Below are 20,934 nucleotides of genomic sequence, written 5' to 3' on the forward strand. Positions count from 1 at the left end.
AATTGGCTGCATATTACATTAAGTTAGCTTTTAGGTCTAATATTATTTAGTAAATTGTTACAAACAAGTCACTGTAGGCAAAATTAGACCCAAACAGTTAAAAAAGTAACTAAACTACTTCAGATCTAGTACATCTTGCATATCATAAAGTCCTACAGGTTTATTTTTCAACCAGCTTGCAGCCCTTACAGCACCTAGAGCGAATGTCATTCTTGAACTTGCTTTATGGGTTAATTCGAGTCTTTCGCCCATTGTGGCGAAGTATGCGGTGTGTTCACCTACTATATCGCCCCCTCTTAGTACCGAATAACCAATTTCATTTTGCGATTTAGCGGTCTCCACTTGGCTGCGGTCATATACGGCAACCTCGTCGTGGTCCCAGCCTTTAGCCTGTGCAATTGATTCGCCAATGGCTAATGCTGTGCCCGATGGCGCATCGATTTTATGACGATGATGCGCTTCAAATATTTCAATATCTAAATCGTCACCAAATTTGGTCGCTGCGGTTTGCACAAGGTTCAGTAATACATTGACTCCTACACTGTAGTTTCGCGCAAATACAATAGGAATATGTTTAGCGGCATCGTGTAAAAGTGCCATATCGTCGCTTGTTAAGCCCGTTGTACCAATAACCATAGGAATTTTTTGTGCTACAGCGGTTTTTAAATGGTTTTTCATACCAGCGGGAAGCGTAAAGTCGATTAAAACATCTACATTATCTATTGTGATTTCTTCGCTAAAGCTAACACTGTTATCGGCTGCGCTATTTACTTGATTTACATTAATACCTAATAACGCTGAACTGCTACGAACGTATGCACCTGTAAGTTGTGTTTGTTCTTTAATTGTCGCGGCTTCTAATAGAGCTAAGCCCATTCTGCCATTAGCACCAAAAACGCCTATTCGATTTGTAGTCATTGTTTTTACCTAATTTAAATTTGGATCCGTTTTTTACTAATCTGAGTATATATCCGGTGCATTACAAATACGCGCTTGGGCATTTTTATGCAGTTGGACAAATATTAATCGCTGAAAATAGCGTTACTTTGTAGATATTATCTAAAAGTCATGCAATAGTCAGGTGACCTTTTAATTTAATAATAATAACAATACCAGTTTACTTTAGCCATCTATACATTTAAACTTCTCTTTCGCGTCGATTTGGTCTTTGGCTTGCGGGCGCTGCACTCTCCTAATTTTGTTAATGATTAACATAGTAGGTAGATTTGCTAAATTCAGCTAAAAGAGGAATTTTTGGCTGTTGTAAATTAACTGGTTTCGAGGATTATGATGCAGCCATCATTTAACAAAAATAAAGCAATACTTTCTTTACTACCCCTTTTAACCTTTGTAGCACTATTTTTGGGCTCTGGTTTATATTTACAATCGCAAGGGGTTGACTACGCTTTTTATCAACTTCCTGCTCCAGTGGCTATATTACCCGCCATTATGCTTGCGTTTATTTTAAATAAAGGCACAGTAAACGAGTGTGTAGAGACCTTTATTAAAGGTGCCGGACACAACAATATTATTACCATGTGTTTAATCTACTTACTTGCAGGTGCTTTTTCTGCCGTTGCCAGTGCAACCGGTGGTGTAGACGCGGTAGTAAATGCAGGCTTATCTCTTATTCCACCTGCGTTATTGCTCCCTGGCTTATTTTTAATTGCAGCGGTTGTATCTACTGCAATGGGTACGTCGATGGGAACGATTGGTGCGATTGGTCCTATTGCTTATGCGGTATCAATTAAAACAGGTATAGATCCAGCATTAATGGCAGGTACGATTGTATCTGGTGCTATGTTTGGCGATAACCTATCGATTATTTCCGACACCACTATTGCAGCTACGCGAACGCAGGGCTGTGAAATGAAAGACAAGTTTAAAGAGAATCTTAAAATTGCAGTCCCTGCTGCAATACTAACTATTGGCTTATTGTTTTATTTAACACCTGCGGCGCAAGTTGTTGAAACCAAAGATTACGATATTTGGTTAGTACTTCCTTATGCCTTTATTTTAGTGTTAGCCGTTGCTGGCTTGAACGTATTTGTAGTGCTGTTTAGCGGTATTATTTTTGCTGCATTAATGGGCTTTACAGGAAGTTATGAAGGCGCAAGCTTTGTAAAAGACATTTACAAAGGCTTTACCGACATGCAGGAGATATTTTTACTCTCTATGTTTATTGGTGGATTATCTGAATTTATTCGCATTAATGGTGGCCTTGATTATATTGCTCATAAGATTCAGGCAATTACAAAAATCATTGCAAAATGGCATCGTAAAGTGGCTGATCAATTAGGTATTGCAGCATTGGTTATGACAAGTAATATGTGTATTGCTAATAACACCGTATCTATTATTGTTGCTGGCCCTATTGCTAAAAAGCTGGCAGATGATGGTGAAATAAGCGGTAAACGCTCTGCTAGTTTGCTAGATATTTTTGCTTGTGTAACACAGGGTTCATTGCCTTATGGCGCACAAGCGCTACTGTTAGGTGCAACCTTTAAAATTAGCCCGTGGGAAGTATCAACGTCTTCTTATTACTGTTTTATTTTAGCATTTACGGCGATTACTATTATTTGTTTGCGCCGTAATAAAGCGTAATAAATTGAGTCATTACATGTTGCAGCTTATTAAGTAGGCTGCAACATGTGTTAAATTAGCGATCAACAAATCAATCTCTTCTGCTATAATTGCCGCTTCCGCGTGTCACTAAAATTATAGTTATAAACAGTTATGAAATTTAAAAAATTACTCCCTTTTATTACCCTTACTTCTCTAGCTTTATCATCGTCGGCTTTCGCTGCTAATTGGAGCAGTACAGCAGTACATATAAATAATGGCAGCCAAAAAAATCCATTTTCTAAGCAAGAGTCAGACACCACTGTTTACTCGCTTCAACATGCATCGGGCTATGACTACGGCGATAATTTCTTTTTTATTGATTACAGTAAAGACGATATAGATGACGGTTACCAAGATGCTGATTTTTATGGTGAGTGGTACTCAACGGTTAGCTTATCTGCCATCACTGGTAAGCAAATTGGCTCTGGCGCATTATTAGATGTTGGCCTAACGGGCGGTATTAACGTTGCTGGTGATGCAAAAGTAATGAAGTATCTACCAGGTGTTAAATTAAGCTGGGATGTACCTGGGTTTAACTTTTTTCAAACGCTGTTCACAGCCTACATTGACGATAGTGAAGGTGTAGCAAAAGGCGGCGCACCTATTGAAACTAATAGTTGGATGCTTGATGTAGCTTTTGAATATCCTTTCACTATTGGCTCACAAAAGTTTAGCTTTAAAGGCCACGCTGAATACATCGCAGAGCGTGAAGATGAATTTGGTAACGATGTACAAGCTTGGATACTAGCACAGCCTATTTTAGTGTGGGATATGGGTCACGCCCTTCAAATGAAAGAAAACACACTACTGCTGGGAATGGAATTACAATACTGGCACAACAAATTAGGTACTGAAGTCACTGAATCGGTACCACAAATCCATATTGAGTGGACATTTTAAGCTTCAACAATCAGCTCTTTACTCAGTAATAATAAGCGAAGCACTATTTTAGCTTCGCTTTTTTTCGTCCACGTAAAACATTTAATTGAACAGGTTTAAATACTTAGTTATTGTTGTACTTCTTTTTAAGCCAAGCGCTCGCCTTTAATAGGAGTAACTGAATGTCGTCGATTAAAGTTATTTGTTTCTCTACTTTATTAGTACTAACAAACAATGCCTTAGCTGGCCCTTCTCAAGATACATCCGCCCTTTCTTATGATGCACTATTAAGCAATTACGAATACGATTTTAAGGTAAATTATTTTGCACTTGAGTCGCAAAAACAATCATTAAAAATGGCTTATATTTACTTAAAGCCAACTAAAGCCGATATGCCTACAGTTACACTTATGCATGGCAAAAATTTTAACGCCGACTACTGGACTACCACTGCGCAATACCTGCAATCTTTAGGTTATGGGGTATTAATCCCTGATCAAATTGGTTTTGGCAAGTCGTCTAAGCCAACTAATTACCAGTATTCGTTTGCGACGCTTGCTCATCACACTCACGCGTTAATAGATTCACTTAATATTAAAGAGTCGATTGTACTTGGGCACTCTATGGGCGGGATGCTAGCGAGTCGTTTTGCATTAATGTACCCAAACGCCACTAAAAAGCTAATTTTATTAAACCCTATTGGGCTTGAAAACTACTTGCAGTATGTTGATTACAAAGATACTAATTTTTTCTATAAAAACGAGCTTTCAAAAACACCGGAAGGCGTTAAACGTTATCAGCAAAAAAATTACTACGATGGTAAGTGGAATACAACATATTCAGCCTTAACTGACTTTATAACAGGGCAAATACAAGGCCCAGATAAAGAACAAATGGCATGGGTGAATGCAAAAACATACGATATGATTTTCACTCAACCTGTAATAACCGAATTTAAAGATTTAACTGTGCCAGTTAAATTAATTATTGGTACACGCGATAGAACCGGTCCAGGCTGTAACTGGAAAAAAGAGGATGTTGATTACGAGCTTGGTCGATACGATAAATTAGGCAAACACGCTGCAACACTTATTCCTGACGCACAATTATTCGAACTAGATAACTTAGGGCACCTGCCGCACATTGAAGATTTTGAACGCTTTAAAAATGTATTACAAAAAGCGCTTACAACTAAATAAAGGTGAGTACTGAATACAAAAACCCCTGTAAGTAATTACTCACAGGGGTTTTTATTTAGTAATTAAACTAAATTATACCAATCTGCTTATATATGGGGTCTATTTAACGTTAAGAAAATCACGCTAGAACTAGGCAAAAATTTTTGTATCTAGTTGTTCTCAATAAAAAATTTTTAACGACGTTATAGTGCAATTTAATTCGTTAAATTGATCAAAGATTTATGCAGGTTGGTATTACAACTTACATTGTGGGTTTTTACCCTGTGCTTTAGCTGTACTTTGCTCACTAAGTGCTTTACTCATTTGTGCTTGTAAGTCTTTAATACGACTGCTTGGCGCTGGGTGAGTTGATAAAAACTCAGGTGTTGTACCACTACCTGCTACACTCATATTTTGCCAAAGGGTTACTGATTCTTGTGGATTAAAGCCTGCTTCAGCCATTAAATCTAAACCAATTTCATCAGCTTCTGACTCGTGCGAACGGCTAAATGGCAAAACAACACCATACTGTGCGCCTAAGCCTAGACCCTGCATAATTTCATTACGGTATTGAATGTTACCCATTTCAAGTGCTGCACTACCAAGTTGCATACCGGTATCTAAAATAGAGCTTTGTGAAACACGTTCATTAGAATGCTCAGCAATTACGTGCCCTACTTCGTGCCCTAGCACTGTTGCTAGTTGGTCTTGATTGGTGGCTATTTTTAATAAGCCCGTATGAACCCCAATGTAACCACCAGGTAGTGCAAAAGCATTAGCAGATTCATCTTCAAATACAACTACTTCCCAATTTTGCGACGCGTATTCTTTTGGTAATACAGCCACTACTTTTTCAGCAATGCAATTTACATATGCATTTGTTTTTGCATCTTTATTAATTGGTTGGCTTTTTTTCATATCTGCAAAACTAGCAGTGCCCATTTCACTCATTTGTTGATCTGAGTAAAGCGCTATTTGAGTGCGTCCTGTTGGTGACGTTTTACAACCGACTAAAACGGCTGTCGCTAATACTGCAAGTACTAGTTTTTTCATGATAATTCTCTTAAGTAATGAATTTTTTATTGCTTGTAGAATAGCAAACACAGTACCAATTTAAAATATTTGCTTTATATACCTTTATATTAAAAGGATGCGATAAGACGATAAACTTAGCAGGCAAACTAAGTTTATCCAAATACAATGCCCTGTTACACTATAGCCCTTGTTTTTAGTGATTGTTGAGTTTACACATGGACGCCTCAGCCTCGTCTTTTAATACCCGTATTTTATTGCCTTTATTAGCCAGTATCGTGGCGATTACTCCTTTGGCTATTGATATGTATTTGCCCGCCATGCTGGTAATTGCAAGCGATTTACAAACTAATATGCCAAATGTACAAATATCGTTGAGTATTTACTTAGCGGGTTATTCATTGGGGATGTTATTTTTTGGCCCTATTGCCGATCAAATTGGCCGCCGTAAGCTCGCACGTATTGGCTTAACCCTATTTGGCGCAAGCTCACTTGCACTCGCATTTACAACCGAAATCCATGCGTTTTGGACTCTTAGAGCAGTGCAAGCATTTACGGGAGCGGCAGCTACCGTAGTCGTACCGGGTATTATTCGCCATATTTATCAGCAAAATACAGCTAAGGGAATGTCGTATGTGTCGATGATCATGATGGTAGCACCGTTAGTAGCCCCCTCTGTTGGTTCGTTTATTTTAGGATTTTCTGTTTGGTCAACCATATTTTTGGTTCTTGCTGGATATAGCTTTTTAATATTAGCGTTTGTACAAGTGTATTTAATAGATATACCTATTCATAAAAATGAGAAAAAAGGCCTCGCTCTGTTTTTTGACAGCTATAAAACTGTACTGAGTAATAAAGACGCACGTGCGGATATACTCAGTTCTATGTTTGTATCGTTTGGATTTTTTTGCTTTTTAACCTCAGTACCTTTTATATATTTGGATTTATATGAAGTATCAGAACAATTATTTGGTGTGTTATTTGCGTTTAATGTAATGGCGCTGATGTTTGGTAACTTTTTAAATACACGAATTGTACCAAGGCTGGGCTCTCGAAAAATGCTCTATATTGGGCTTGTATGTGGGTTTGTATCGGGGCTTGCGCTGTTAACATTTAGCTTATTGCACTTATCACTTTATTATATTGTGGCTGCTATTGCGCCATTAATGATGAGTTTAGGTGTCACTGCAAGTAATGCTGATTCGCTAATATTAATGAAGTTTGAAAGAAACACAGGTACAGCAACGGCCGTAATTGGCACACTTCGTTTTGGTAGTGGTGCATTAGTTGGCCCGCTACTCGCCATTATGCACGCAAAAAGCGCAGTGCCATTTTCAAGTTTAATGTTTAGTGCTGTATTACTCACTATGCTCGTACAGCTAATTCACTATAAAAAAGACAAAAAAAATGCCTCAATATGAGGCATTTTTATCAAAGCTAATAATCTTAAATTAATTAAGCGTCAGCAGCTTTAGAAACCATAACCATTGCAGGGCGTAATAAACGACCATTCAATGTGTAACCTTTTTGCATAACAGCAAGTACTGTATTAGGTGTTACATCGTTACTTGGTTGAATTGACATTGCTTGATGAAAATCTGGATTAAACTGCTCACCTTGTGGGTTTACAATTTCAACACCAAATTTAGAAACAGCGTCATTAAAGCTCTTAACCGTCATATCGATACCTTCAAGCAACGGCTTTAGTGTCTCATTTTCTTTATCAGAAAATTCAATAGCACGTTCAAGGTTATCAATTACAGGTAGTAATTCGTTAGCAAATTTTTCTAGTGCAAATTTATGCGCTTTTTCTACATCTTGTGCTGCACGACGACGAATATTATCTACATCTGCTGCGGCACGAACAACACCGTCTTTTTGATCAGCAATTGTTTGCTTTGCAGCTTCAAGCTCTGCATATAACATCGCAATTTCTGCTTCAGGGCTTTGTTCTTGTTCTGCATGCTGATCAGCGGCTTCTACTGCTGCTTCTACATCAGCCTGCATTTTAGAAATTTCTTCGTTTAATTCTACTTCTTGCTCAGGGTTTTGTGTCTGCTCAGACATAAAATACGTGCTCCAATTCTTTACAACTGCGGTAATTATGGGGATTGAATAAAAAGATTCAAGAGTTAGATGCCTCAATTAATTTAAATTCTTGAATTATTTCTTCAATCTGCGCTGATTTAGGACAAATTATACAAAAACGGCTTTGATATTCTTGATTTTTAAAGTACGGCACGCTTATTACAATTAATTCATCGCACTCAGTAAAAGGTAATTTTTCGCTATTAAGTACCGATACACCATTTTTAAAAGCAAGCTTATCTTCTACATAATTTAAAAATGAAACACCAATATTTAAACTTTGTTCGCAGTCTATTTGTTTGTAGAGGTAATTTTCACCAACAACAATACTATTATCTGAGCCTAATTTTTGGCTTAGTTGTCGCGTCCATTGATTAAGCGAATCATGACAATTTCGAGGCGCTGTATTTGCCATAGCTTGCATACGGTACAAACCTTCCATTAAGGTTTGTTGGCTAAATACAGTGTTCAACCAAGTGGCAAATTGATAACGAACAGAGTCTGACGAATCATGAGGTTTATCAATACAAATATTGTGACTCTGCCCTGCCCTATCTATTAATAAAATAAGCCAGTCGGTAGAATCAAAATCAAGCACTTCTACTCTAAACACTTGCTGTGAACTGGCTTGAGGTAAACCAACACAACAACATACTTGATATTTTTGGCTCAAGCCATGCGCTAGCTCAACGAGTTGTGACTGCTGTGGTTGCCAATAATTAGCAATATCAGCAAGCACAAAAAATTCGTCAAACCAATAATCAAACCCTTCATTTGTCGGCACTCGCCCTGCGGATGTATGAGGTGAATACAATAAGCCCACTTTTTCTAAGCGAGCCATAGCATTACGAACCGTAGCCGAACACACTGCCATGCCTTTAAGCTTGGCAATTTTTGTTGATGGAACAGGCAAGCCTTCACCATTACAGTACATGTTCATAACAGCTGAAAAAATTTGCTGATCTCGTGGGTTTAGTTTCATGGTATCTACATCTTGTTGCATGAAAGAGATATCGGGGCGTTTAGTTCTTTTTCAAGTCGTGCAGCTAACTCACTGCGAATAAAATTGAAGGTTTATAGTATTGCTATAATCTGTATTTTCAAACACTTCTGTTTTGAGTTACTCTACTATTATTAAATCTCTTTGTGCGTACATTATGGACTCTCCTTTTAACACCATAGGCCTAATTGGCAAACCTAATCACCCGGGAGCCGCTGCTACCCTTCAGCGTTTACATACCTTTTTACTTGCGCTTGGCTTTGAGGTAATAGTAGAAAAACGCACAGGGAGTCAGTTAGACGATATTCCGCATGACAAACTTGTTAAGTTAGTCGACTTAGGTGAACAAGCCGATTTAGCCATTGTTGTAGGCGGTGACGGTAACATGCTTGGTGCAGCACGCGTACTTGCGCGCTTTAACATTGCTGTAATTGGTGTAAATAGAGGCAACCTTGGCTTTTTAACTGATTTAAACCCTGAAGGATTTGAAGCGAGCTTAGAGCAAGTACTCAGTGGTGAGTATCTTGAAGAAAAACGTTTTTTATTAGAAGTAGAAGTATATCGCCACAACGAATTAAAAAGTGCAAACTCAGCCGTTAACGAAGCGGTACTTCATGCCGATAAAGTAGCGCACATGATTGAATTTGAAGCTTTTATAAATAATGACTTTGTGTTTTCTCAGCGCTCCGATGGTTTAATAGTATCAACCCCCACAGGCTCTACGGCGTATTCACTTTCAGGTGGCGGTCCAATATTAACGCCAGAACTAAATGCTATATCGTTAGTACCTATGTTTCCTCATACCTTATCTAGCAGACCTTTAGTGGTAGATGCCGATAATGAAGTTCGTTTAAAGCTAAGCCTAGAAAATACAGATAGCCTACAGGTAAGCTGCGATAGCCACGTAGTGCTAGCCGTATTACCCGGCGATGAAGTAGTAATTAAAAAAGCCGATAAACAATTGCGCTTAATTCATCCAAAAAATTACTCTTACTACAACGTTTTACGTACAAAACTGAATTGGGGTAGTCGTTTGTACTAATTTTATTGCCAAATTTAGTACTATAAAGCAAAATGGCGACTTAAAATAATAATCAACTAATTTAGGAACGAGTAGCAATGACTTATGTAGTATTCTTTGCTTTACTGCTATTAATTACACTTTTATACAGTTACCTCAAAATTGAGAGTAACCGTAAAAAAGCGATAGAAGCTAGAAAAAAGCTATTTAATGAACGTGTTTCGCATGTAAATACGCGCCTTAAAGCAAAGCTTAATGATCTACTTGATGCTAAAATAATTCGCCCAAAATACGTTCCTCGCATTCAAGCTATTGTAAATAATTTTTTTGTTGTTCAATCACATACAGACGAGAACTTGCAACAGCTTGAAGATACCGCCGACCTACTAATTAATACGTTGTCCAACGAGTTAATTAAAACCAATCAAACAAATATAATTCAACCATTGATCGATAATGTACAGTACTTTGTATCTGAGTTGCCCCAGCAAGGAATTTTATACAATAAGAGTTTTTATATTAATACATTACCTCCCCTCATTGCTCTGCTTAAAACCGAAGAGAGTATACAACCTACTGATATTGTTGATGATCAAATTGATGCATCTTCCCAAACTTCCGATACACAGTTTACTCAAGATGTAAGTGTTGCTTAAATAATAAAAAATTAATTTGCAAAAAACCAAAACACTGTATAAATTAACAGTTAATTGACTGGATGGATAAACAGTATGTTAATTGGTTTAGAAGTTAAAAATTTTGCAATCGTAAGTAATTTAAGCACCGAATGGCGCAGCGGTATGACTGCGATCACAGGTGAGACAGGTGCTGGTAAATCTATTGCTATTGATGCCCTATCGCTATGCTTAGGTGAGCGCGCTGAAGCATCAGCAGTTCGCCCAAGCTCTGATAAAGCAGAAGTATGTGCACAATTTGACTTAACAGATCTACCGCTTGCTCAAGCATTTTTAGAGCAACATATGCTAAGCACTTCTGACAACGAGTGCTTATTACGTCGTGTTGTTTGTAAAAATGGCCGTAGTAAAAGCTATATTAATGGTAGTGCAGTTACCGCATCACAATTAAAAGAACTTGGTCAATATTTAATATCTATTCATGGACAACATGCCCACCAATATTTATTAAAAGCTGAGCATCAGTTACAGCTTTTAGATGCCTATGCAGGGCATCACCACTTAGTAAACTCAGTAAATAAAAACTATAAACAGTTTGCTAACTTACAAAAAGAGTTTAAACACTTAGAACAACAACAGCAGCAACAAGCAGCGCAAAAACAATTGTTAGAGTATCAAGTTGCTGAGCTTGATGAATTTGCATTACAAGAAAATGAGTTTGATTTAATTGAGGCTGAGCATTACAAACTAAGCAATAGCCAAACAATATTAGAATCGTGCCAACGTGAGTTACAACACTTATATGAAAGTGATGAGCAAAACGCTTGCTCATTACTACAGCACAGCGCTCAACAATTTACCGAACTGGCTCAATATGACGAAAGTTTAGCAAGCGTAGCTGCTATGCTTAGCGAAGCCGCTGTACAAGTTGAAGAAGCAAGCCGCGAAGTGCGCAATTACACTGAGCAAGCAGATTTAGACCCGGCACGCTTAGTTGAAGTAGAAAATAGGCTAAGTGGAGCGATGGATTTAGCGCGTAAGCATCATATAAAACCACAGCAGTTAGTTGAGTTTCATCAATCGATTGCTCAAGAACTTGAGTCAATAAGTAATAATAGTAATCGTCTGGAGCAGCTTGAGTCAGAAATAGAAAGCGCGTTACTTAGTTACAAGCAAACTGCTGATGAATTAAGTAAAAGCCGCTGCGAGTATGCTAATACACTTAACACACTAATAAGTGAAAGCATGGCTAATTTATCAATGGAAAACGGTGTTTTTGAAATAGCCTTAACTCAAGAGAGTAATCGTACACCAAACAGCCTAGGCTTTGATAATGTCTCGTTTTTAGTATCAACTAATCCGGGACAACCACTTCAGCCATTAGCTAAAGTAGCATCAGGTGGTGAGCTTTCTCGTATAAGTCTTGCTATACAGGTAATTATTGCCCAAAAAGTAACAACCCCAACGCTTATTTTTGATGAAGTTGATGTAGGTATTTCTGGCCCAACGGCATCTGCTGTAGGTAAGTTATTACGCCAATTAGGTAAATCAACTCAAGTAATTTGTGTTACTCATTTACCGCAAGTTGCCAGTAGTGCACATCAGCAATTTTTTGTAGCTAAAGAAATAGCACAAGGCGAAACGTTTACTCATATGCTGCCTTTAAATAAAGATGGCCGTATTAATGAAATAGCCCGTTTACTTGGCGGCGATAACATAAGCAAAACAGCTAAAGCAAATGCTAAAGAACTAATAATGGCTCACGCCTAATGTGTTAGTAAATAACGTCTTCAAGGATTAAATAATGCACAGTACTTTAGTTGATTTTTGTATAATTTTAAGTTGGTTGTTATTAGTACTAAGCACCTGTTTAATTATATTTAGTAAATATAAACATACTTGTTTTAAACAACGTTTATTTAAGTTTTTAAATAGCTTTTTAGTTTTTCAACTAATCGTTGTGGCCTATTACTTTACTAGCGAAAAAATAAATGGACTAAGTGATTTAGGTGTTAGTTATTGGGTTTTAATTACAATGCAGATTGCGTGTATTGTAATATGCTACATGAGCTTAAAACGCAGAAAGGCTAAAATAAGGCCATCCCTTGATTCGTTTTCAATGGATTAAAGTAAATAAACATTTAAAAAGAGCACGTTCTGTTTTTACCTTGCTCTTTTGCTTTATAAAGTAGTTCATCAGCATGCTTAATATCTAGGTCAATTGAGCGCTCAGCGTTTGCAGCTGTGATGCCAATACTTAGCGTTATATTTACACTATCTGAAAATAAGCTTACAGCTGAAGCTTTAAGGGCATTATGGATTTTTTCTGCAACGAGCTCGCCCTCATCAACGGTTACATTTGGAATCACAATTAAAAACTCCTCACCGCCCCAACGTGAAGCAATCGCATTTTGCGGAATATTATTTTCAAATGTTTTGGCTAAATGGATAAGAGCTTCATCGCCAAAATCATGGCCGAATTGATCATTAATTTTTTTAAAATTATCTACATCAGCTAATAATATTACAAACGGAATATTATTATTTTTAAGTTCATTTTTAAAAGCTATAAGCTTATTCATAGTGAAACGACGGTTTGGCAGATTAGTGAGTGGATCTATAGTTGCTAAAAATTCATTTTTTTGGCTTAAAGCAATTAATTTACTGCTGTATTTTTCTCTTGAAAATTCGTAATAACCACTCAGCGATGCAACAATTATAAAAGCGAGTATGATTCTGACTGGAAACTGCTCAGGATTGTAGTCATATATATTAAATGTATCAGCGCAATAGAAACCGAGAACAATCGCCGATAAAAATAAAACAATATCAAACGTCCCTCGTTTAAGCCCTCGAATTGAATAAGTAACAGGAGACACTATAAATATCCATATAGGCCCTGTACCTTGTGCTCCTCCTGTAAGTACAAGATAAAACATCAGTGCATACAGGTTATATAAAATTACAGTTGCAGACTTCTCTACACCTCTACCTATATTAAACGCCGATAAGTAAACAAACGAAGAAACAACCAAAGTAAATGCTAATAAATAGCTACTGTTAATAAATGCTAAGCTAGCCATCGAAAACGTTGCTATAAAGCCTATTGAGGAAAAGAACCGAACAATGAGCTTCCTTTCTAAATTGTTTGAATATTCGTACATAATTTCTATTTATTTATTAATGTATAAAAGCAAACTTATAGATATAAAGTAAGCAAACCGTAAACAGCGTGCAATAATGAACCTACTTTATATTTAAATCAACTATTAAGGTTAGTAATTAGCACTGACAATTGTGCACATATTTTTAGCCTCTTGCATTTATCTCAGGTAAGTACATTTTTACGATATTAAATTGCTTGGCACTAATACCATTTGCTAAATTATATAAGTACGCCCTTTTATTCCTGCAATAATCGAACTGACTGGTAGTCAAAAAATAATATAAACCTGCACAGTTAAAGATAGTAGTAACTATTCTATGAATTGTGCCTGGACCGAGTAAACAACACATTAATCAATAAAAATGCCGCTACAAAAAAGTACACGCATTATACCAATCCGCGATAATACTCAATCAATTTTAAGGATTGAACTTGGCGCTAACTGCGTTAAAACTTTCGAAATACGACTGCATGAATACAAAGCAATGTAGAGGTAATTACCGAGAACACCTAAGTAACGAAACTTTAGCCTCATTATCGACATAATTTTGTTATCTCAAAATAGATTACTTAATTAAGCGAATTGGTATTAGAGTATATAAACGACATAGAAGAAAGGAGTTTCGATAACGTTTATATATATGAAACGAGCCCTGAAAGCCGCTTAGTAGATACCCAAAGAAATCGCATTTGGCTTAGAAAGAACAACCCATAATAACAAAGCAGTTTCTCTGAAAGTTACTATATAAGGTTTCTACATGAAGTTACTAATAAAAGGTGTTGTTCAAGAAAGCCATACAAAAGGTGGTATAAATATAGCCACATTTGTCACTAATTACGTTGACATTACATTTGGATAAAACAAATAAAAAAGCAAGCCACTTGGCTTGCTTTAAATATCGTTATTTTAAAACGAAAAATTAAACTTTTAAGTAATCCATAATACCTTCTGCAGCGTTACGTCCTTCAAAAATAGCAGTTACCACTAAATCTGAACCACGTACAATGTCGCCACCAGCAAATATTTTAGGGTTAGTAGTTTGATGTGTAAACTCACCTTGTTCTGGTGCGTTAATACCGCCCCAGTTGTTTATTTCTACATCGTATTTTTCTAACCAATCCATTTTGTGAGGCTGGAAACCAAACGCCATAATAACTTGATCAGCTTCAATAACATGTTCTGAACCAGGTACTTCTTCAGCACGGCTTCTGCCTTTTGCGTCAGGTTCACCTAATTTAGTTTTAACCATTTTAACGCCGGTCACTTTACCTTTATCGCTCAGTACAATGCCTTTAGGCTGAACGTTATACGTAAATATAACGCCTTCTTCTTTCGCGTTTTTAACTTCACGTTTAGAGCCTGGCATATTTTCTTTATCACGACGATAAGCACACGTTACTTTTGCAGCATTTTGTCGAATAGACGTACGCACACAGTCCATCGCTGTATCACCACCGCCAAGTACAACTACTTTTTGATTAGCCATATCAATACACGGTTGTTTTGTCTCGTCGTAGCCCATTACACGGTTCGTGTTACCAATCAAAAACGGCAATGCATCGTGAACACCCGCTGCATCTTCATTTTCAAGACCTGCACGCATACTCTGATACGTACCAACCCCTAAAAACACAGCGTCGTAATCAGCTAAAATTTGATCAAGTGTAATATCAACACCTACTTCAACATTTAACTTAAATTCTACGCCCATTTCAGTGAAAATTTCACGGCGCTTTTGCATTACTGATTTTTCAAGTTTAAAAGAAGGAATACCAAATGTGAGTAGTCCACCTATTTCTGGGTGACGATCAAACACCACTGGTTTAACACCGTTGCGCACCAAAATATCAGCACACCCTAAACCTGCAGGGCCTGCACCAATAATGGCTACTTTTTTGTCAGTCCATGTTACATAAGACATATCAGGCTTCCAGCCCATTTTAAATGCCTCATCAGTAATGTATTTTTCAATATTACCAATTGTAACAGCACCAAACTCTTCATCGAGCGTACACGAGCCTTCACACAAGCGGTCTTGTGGGCAAACACGCCCACAAACCTCTGGTAAGCTATTTGTACGATGAGAAAGCTCAGCCGCCTCTATAATACGGCCCGTGCGTATTAACTTTAACCATTGTGGAATGTAGTTATGTACTGGACATTTCCACTCACAGTACGGGTTACCACAATCTAAACAACGGTCAGCTTGTGAGTTAACCTGATTCTCTGAAAAGGGTTCGTAAATTTCTACGAAAGATTTTTTACGTGACGAGATTGGTTTTTTGCGTGGGTCTACACGCTGCACGTCTATAAATTGATATACATTTTCGCTCATACTGCCCCCTTATTGCGCCTGAACACGTAGTTCGGCACTACTGCGAGCGCGATGCCCGAGTAAACTTTTTACGTCACTTGATATTGGTTTTACTAATTTGAACATAGGTAAGTACAATTCAAAGTTAGCCAAAATACTTTCTGCTCTGCACGAACCCGTAAGCTCTAAATGCTCAGCAATTAAGCCGCGTAAATGTTCTTGATGCGACGTTAATTCGTCTAGTGTTACTATTTCGACAAGCTCTGGATTAATGCGTTTTTCAAAATCATTTCGCTCATCTAAAATATAAGCAAAACCACCTGTCATACCCGCGCCAAAGTTAACGCCTACATTGCCCAGTACACATACAACGCCACCGGTCATGTATTCACAACAGTTGTCACCTACACCTTCAACAACCGCTTGCACACCTGAGTTACGAACTGCAAAGCGCTCGCCTGCACAACCTGCAGCAAACAGTTTGCCGCCTGTTGCACCGTATAAACATGTGTTGCCTGCAATTGTGGCTTTGTGACTTTCGAACGACGAGCCAAGTGGTGGACGAATAACTAACTTGCCACCCGCCATGCCTTTACCTACGTAATCGTTTGCATCGCCAACCAGTGTCATTTCAAGGCCACCGGCATTCCACACACCAAATGATTGACCCGCAGTACCGTGTAGCTCAATTGCTACAGGATCTGCCGCCATACCTTGGTTGCCATATTTATCAGCAATATAGCCAGAAAGCATTGCACCTACCGATCTGTCCGTATTACAAATACGACTTACTAGTGAGATACCGCTTGAAGCATCAATTGCTTCTTGCGCCTTAGCAAGTAGGCTCTCATTAAGCTTTCCTAAATAATGTGAGCTATTAGGCGCACTACAATAAAGTGTTTCACCTGTTGGGTTATTAGGCTGAGCAATTACTGAAGATAAATCAATTTTCTTCTGTTTAGCTGTTTTGCCTTCAATGGCTTCAAGCAAATCTAAACGACCGATTAAATCAGTTAAGTTTACAACACCTAAGCTTGCCATGATTTCACGTGCTTCTTGCGCTATAAACTTAAAGTAGTTCATCGCCATTTCTGGTAAGCCGTGGTAATGCTTTTGACGAAGTGTTTCGTCTTGTGTTGCAACACCGGTCGCACAGTTGTTTAAATGGCAAATTCGTAAGTATTTACAACCAAGCGCAACCATTGGGCCGGTACCAAAGCCAAAGCTTTCTGCACCTAAAATTGCCGCTTTAATTATATCTAAACCTGTTTTTAAGCCACCATCAGTTTGCAAACGAATGCGATGACGCAGTCCATTTTCAACAAGGGCTTGCTGCGTTTCAGCAAGTCCTAGCTCCCATGGGCTACCTGCATATTTAACTGAAGTAAGTGGGCTTGCGCCTGTACCGCCATCGTAGCCAGAAATAGTAATTAAATCGGCATACGCTTTAGCAACACCTGTCGCAATGGTTCCTACGCCTGGTTCTGAAACCAGTTTTACAGAAATAAGTGCTTTAGGGTTTACTTGTTTTAAATCGAAAATTAGCTGCGCTAAATCTTCAATTGAGTAAATATCGTGATGTGGTGGTGGCGAAATTAACGTAACACCTGGAACAGAATAACGAAGCTTAGCAATATATGGGGTTACTTTTTCACCCGGTAATTGACCGCCTTCGCCTGGTTTTGCACCTTGCGCTACTTTAATTTGAATAACGTCAGCACTGCGTAAGTAATGCGGCGTTACGCCAAATCGACCTGAAGCGACTTGCTTAATACGCGAGTTTTTCTCGGTACCATAACGCAGCTTATCTTCACCGCCTTCACCAGAGTTTGAACAACCACCTAAGCGGTTCATTGCAATTGCTAGAGCCTCATGCGCTTCTGGCGATAATGCACCAATACTCATTGCTGCTGAATCGAAACGCTTGTATAGGTTTTCTGCAGGCTCTACATCATCGATGCTAATGCCTTGCTCTGGAATTTTAAGCGCAAGCATGTCACGTAAAGTGGCAATAGGACGCGTATTAACAAGTTTTGCATATTCACTGTAATCACTGTATTCACCAGAACGAACTGCTTTTTGCAGGGTTTGGATTACATCAGGATTATAAGCATGATACTCGCCGCCATGTACGTACTTAAACAAGCCGCCGTGGCTTAATAATTTACGCTTACTTAGAGCGAGTTTGTGTAAGCTTTGCTGATCGTCATCAAAGTCGGTAAAGCATGCGCCCTGTATGCGACTCGCCACACCTTTAAAGCACATTTGTACAATAGCGTCAGATAAACCAACCGCTTCAAACAACATTGAGCAGCGATATGACGCAACCGTACTTATGCCCATTTTAGACATGATTTTGTATAAGCCCTTGTTAATGGCTTTACGGTAAGCAAGAGTTACTTCGCAATACGACTTATTAATAATTTTGCTGTCGCTCATTGCAACTAACGATTCATACGCAAGGTATGGATAAATTGCCGTAGCACCAAAGCCTAATAACACAGCAAACTGATGCGCATCACGCACGCTACCGGTTTCAATGATAATGTTTGATTCACAGCGAAGATTGTTATCAACTAATCGTTTTTGTACCGCACCTACAGCCATAGCTGCTGGAATCGGCAAATTTGCTTCATTAAAGTTACGGTCAGTTAAAATAAGCATGATACAACCAGCGGCTGCTTTTTCTTGTGCTTGGTCACAAATACGCGTTACCGCATTTTCTAAACCTTCTTCAACTGTGTAGGTAATATCAATTTTACAGTAGCTGTAATGCGCTTCATCAGCATTTAATAGCTGCTGCATGTCTGCGTACATTAAAATTGGCGTATCAAACTGTAGGCGCTTAGCATGGCCTGTTGTTTCGTTAAATACGTTTTGCTCACTACCAATACATGTCGCAAGCGACATTACATGATTTTCACGCAGTGGATCAATAGGTGGGTTTGTTACTTGCGCAAATTTTTGGCGGAAGTAATCATACAGCGAACGATGCCCTTCACTAAGCACTGCAAATGGCGTGTCATCACCCATTGAGCCGGTTGCTTCTTGGCCGTTTTCACCCATTACACGAATAACGCTATCAAGCTCTTCGTTGGTATAACCAAACATTTTTTGATATTTAGCTAGCGTTTCGTCATCAAATGAGCGATTACCGGCGTCTTGTTCAGTAAGCTCTTCAAATGGAACTAAACGCTTAACGTTCTCCTCAAGCCATGACTTGTAAGGATGGCGAGACTTTAAATCTTGATCGATTTCATCTGAGTGCCAAATTTTACCAAGCTTAGTATCAATTACTAACAGCTCACCTGGTCCTACACGGCCTTTTTCGACTACTTCATCGGCAGTGTAATCCCAAATACCCACTTCTGATGCGAGTGTAATAAAACCATCTTGCGTAATTACATAACGCGCAGGACGAAGTCCATTACGGTCTAAGTTACATGCCGCAAAACGACCATCCGACATAACAATACCGGCGGGGCCATCCCATGGTTCCATATGCATAGAGTTAAAGTCGTAAAATGCACGTAAATCGTCGTCCATTGCACGGTTTTTCTGCCATGCAGGTGGCACGAGCATACGCATAGCGCGGAATAAATCCATGCCACCAGCTAAAAATAGCTCAAGCATATTATCTAGGCTTGATGAATCAGAACCGGTTTCGTTTACAAACGGCGCTGCGCTTTGTAAATCAGGAATAAGCGGTGACGCAAACTTGTATGAACGTGCGCGTGCCCACTGGCGGTTACCTTCAATAGTATTAATTTCACCATTGTGTGCTAAATAGCGGAAAGGTTGAGCTAAAGGCCAACGCGGCTGAGTATTAGTAGAAAAGCGCTGATGGAAAACACAAATCGCACTCGTCATACGAATATCAGCTAAATCCAGGTAAAAATTTGGTAAATCTGCAGGCATCATTAAGCCTTTATAGATAGTTACCAAACCAGATAAACTTGCGATATAGAAAGCTTCGTCATCAACAATGCGCTTTTCAGCGCGGCGGCGTGCTACATATAAGCGACGCTCTAAGTCTTTAGAACGCCAACCTTCTGGCGCGCTAACAAAAATTTGTTCAAAACCTGGTAATTGCTGTACAGCAATAGGACCCAACATAGATGGGTCAGTTGGCACAACGCGCCAACCTAAAATATTTAACGTTTCTTTTTCTAATTCTTCGCTAAGTATTTGTTTTGCAGCTTGCGCTAAAACAGGGTCTGAATTTAAAAATATCATACCCACTGCGTAGTTTTTGCCTAAGTGCCAGTTATGTTCACTAGCAATAGCACGGAAAAAGCTATCTGGTTTTTGTAATAATAAACCACAGCCATCACCTGTTTTGCCATCGGCAGATATACCACCACGGTGCTGCATGCGATCAAGCCCCGTAATAGCAGTACGAATAAGCCTATGACTAGCTTGACCATTAACTTGGGCTATTAAGCCAAAGCCACAATTTTCTTTTTCTAACTTTGAGTCGTATAACATAGACCCCTCCCCTTGCTGCACTGTTAGCGTGGATGAACTGCTCGACGATTTGCTAACAGACGGACAAAACTAGCCTCTATCTTAAATAGAGTCAATAGCACTTTGAATACATATTCACATTCTTGAATATTTCTCACTTCATAGCAAGATTTCTTTTTATCATTATTTTTAACATTTAGCGTTATTTTAACCACTATTTTTTCATGACACTGGTGTCAAGTTTAACATATTGTAAAAAACACGAGCCCTCAGTGTGCCAGCTTACGTAAACGTAAAGACAACCGAAAGTGAATAAGTATTCAGCGCTAGAGGGGCTATTCAGTTAACATTTAGATAGTTTTATGCTATTTCATTACTTTAATGGCTTAACATCCCCGATTATTGCTGCTCATTAGTATAGTTATGAAAGTTCATGTCATTTTTTGTAAGTTAATAGTGAATTTTTATTTAAAACTATGTCCGATGTAGGCATAAACTTTAAAGTCTAGAAAGCAAAACGCCTAAAAT

At 38.4% G+C, this 20,934-nt stretch carries 14 protein-coding genes; 7 read left to right on the plus strand and 7 right to left on the minus strand.

The genetic code is table 11. The features are described 5' to 3' along the window. Positions 1-114: 114 nt before the first annotated feature. On the minus strand, positions 115-918 hold the full coding sequence (gene dapB, locus I6F43_RS16620; protein ID WP_197103252.1) for a 4-hydroxy-tetrahydrodipicolinate reductase: 804 nt from the start codon (positions 916-918) through the stop codon (positions 115-117). Positions 919-1,290: 372 nt separating this feature from the next. On the opposite strand from dapB, the gene I6F43_RS16625 reads away from it, so the two are divergent. The 3 genes from I6F43_RS16625 (at position 1,291) to I6F43_RS16635 (ending at position 4,703) form a co-directional block, all read left to right on the plus strand. Then, positions 1,291-2,604, plus strand: coding sequence for a Na+/H+ antiporter NhaC family protein (locus tag I6F43_RS16625; RefSeq protein WP_024599618.1), 1,314 nt, complete (start codon positions 1,291-1,293; stop codon positions 2,602-2,604). Positions 2,605-2,736: 132 nt separating this feature from the next. Next, the gene (locus I6F43_RS16630; protein ID WP_010553415.1) at positions 2,737-3,525 is read left to right on the plus strand and encodes a hypothetical protein; all 789 of its coding nucleotides are present in this window, start codon (positions 2,737-2,739) and stop codon (positions 3,523-3,525) included. A 161-nt stretch (positions 3,526-3,686) separates the two neighbouring features. Beyond that, positions 3,687-4,703, plus strand: a complete 1,017-nt coding sequence (locus tag I6F43_RS16635) for an alpha/beta fold hydrolase (protein ID WP_197103254.1) — start codon at positions 3,687-3,689, stop codon at positions 4,701-4,703. A gap of 234 nt (positions 4,704-4,937) precedes the next feature. Here the strand turns inward: I6F43_RS16635 and I6F43_RS16640 are convergent, their stop codons facing one another. Further along, a complete protein-coding gene (locus I6F43_RS16640; protein WP_165722514.1) occupies positions 4,938-5,735 on the minus strand; it encodes a M48 family metallopeptidase in 798 nt (265 codons plus the stop codon). Between the two features lie 197 nt (positions 5,736-5,932). Between I6F43_RS16640 and I6F43_RS16645 the strand changes: the two genes are divergently transcribed. Next, positions 5,933-7,135, plus strand: a complete 1,203-nt coding sequence (locus I6F43_RS16645) for a Bcr/CflA family efflux MFS transporter (protein ID WP_010553412.1) — start codon at positions 5,933-5,935, stop codon at positions 7,133-7,135. A 34-nt stretch (positions 7,136-7,169) separates the two neighbouring features. Here I6F43_RS16645 and grpE read toward each other — a convergent pair whose 3' ends face one another. Then, positions 7,170-7,781, minus strand: a complete 612-nt coding sequence (grpE, locus tag I6F43_RS16650; protein ID WP_007375833.1) for a nucleotide exchange factor GrpE — start codon at positions 7,779-7,781, stop codon at positions 7,170-7,172. A gap of 58 nt (positions 7,782-7,839) precedes the next feature. Further along, positions 7,840-8,805, minus strand: a complete 966-nt coding sequence (locus tag I6F43_RS16655; RefSeq protein ID WP_024590838.1) for an HrcA family transcriptional regulator — start codon at positions 8,803-8,805, stop codon at positions 7,840-7,842. A gap of 154 nt (positions 8,806-8,959) precedes the next feature. Between I6F43_RS16655 and nadK the strand changes: the two genes are divergently transcribed. From nadK to recN, 3 genes are all read left to right on the plus strand, one after another. Further along, positions 8,960-9,844: an NAD(+) kinase gene (gene nadK / locus I6F43_RS16660; RefSeq protein WP_004335384.1), complete on the plus strand. Its 885-nt coding sequence runs from the start codon at positions 8,960-8,962 to the stop codon at positions 9,842-9,844. 77 nt (positions 9,845-9,921) lie between these two features. Then, positions 9,922-10,479 carry a hypothetical protein gene (locus I6F43_RS16665; protein WP_165734952.1) on the plus strand — a complete coding sequence of 186 codons (558 nt, stop codon included), beginning with the start codon at positions 9,922-9,924 and terminating at the stop codon, positions 10,477-10,479. Between the two features lie 75 nt (positions 10,480-10,554). Then, positions 10,555-12,228, plus strand: coding sequence for a DNA repair protein RecN (gene recN / locus I6F43_RS16670; RefSeq protein ID WP_007584560.1), 1,674 nt, complete (start codon positions 10,555-10,557; stop codon positions 12,226-12,228). A gap of 371 nt (positions 12,229-12,599) precedes the next feature. Here recN and I6F43_RS16675 read toward each other — a convergent pair whose 3' ends face one another. From I6F43_RS16675 to gltB, 3 genes are all read right to left on the minus strand, one after another. Further along, positions 12,600-13,622 (minus strand): GGDEF domain-containing protein, encoded by a 1,023-nt coding sequence (locus tag I6F43_RS16675; protein ID WP_331459070.1) that lies wholly within the window; start codon positions 13,620-13,622, stop codon positions 12,600-12,602. Positions 13,623-14,544: 922 nt separating this feature from the next. Beyond that, on the minus strand, positions 14,545-15,960 hold the full coding sequence (locus I6F43_RS16680; protein ID WP_197103256.1) for an FAD-dependent oxidoreductase: 1,416 nt from the start codon (positions 15,958-15,960) through the stop codon (positions 14,545-14,547). A 9-nt stretch (positions 15,961-15,969) separates the two neighbouring features. Then, complete coding sequence (gltB, locus tag I6F43_RS16685) at positions 15,970-20,427, minus strand: glutamate synthase large subunit (protein ID WP_101216462.1); 4,458 nt, start codon at positions 20,425-20,427, stop codon at positions 15,970-15,972. Positions 20,428-20,934 lie beyond the last annotated feature (507 nt).

This window comes from Pseudoalteromonas sp. NZS71_1, assembly GCF_015864305.1.
GTDB lineage: Bacteria > Pseudomonadota > Gammaproteobacteria > Enterobacterales > Alteromonadaceae > Pseudoalteromonas > Pseudoalteromonas arctica.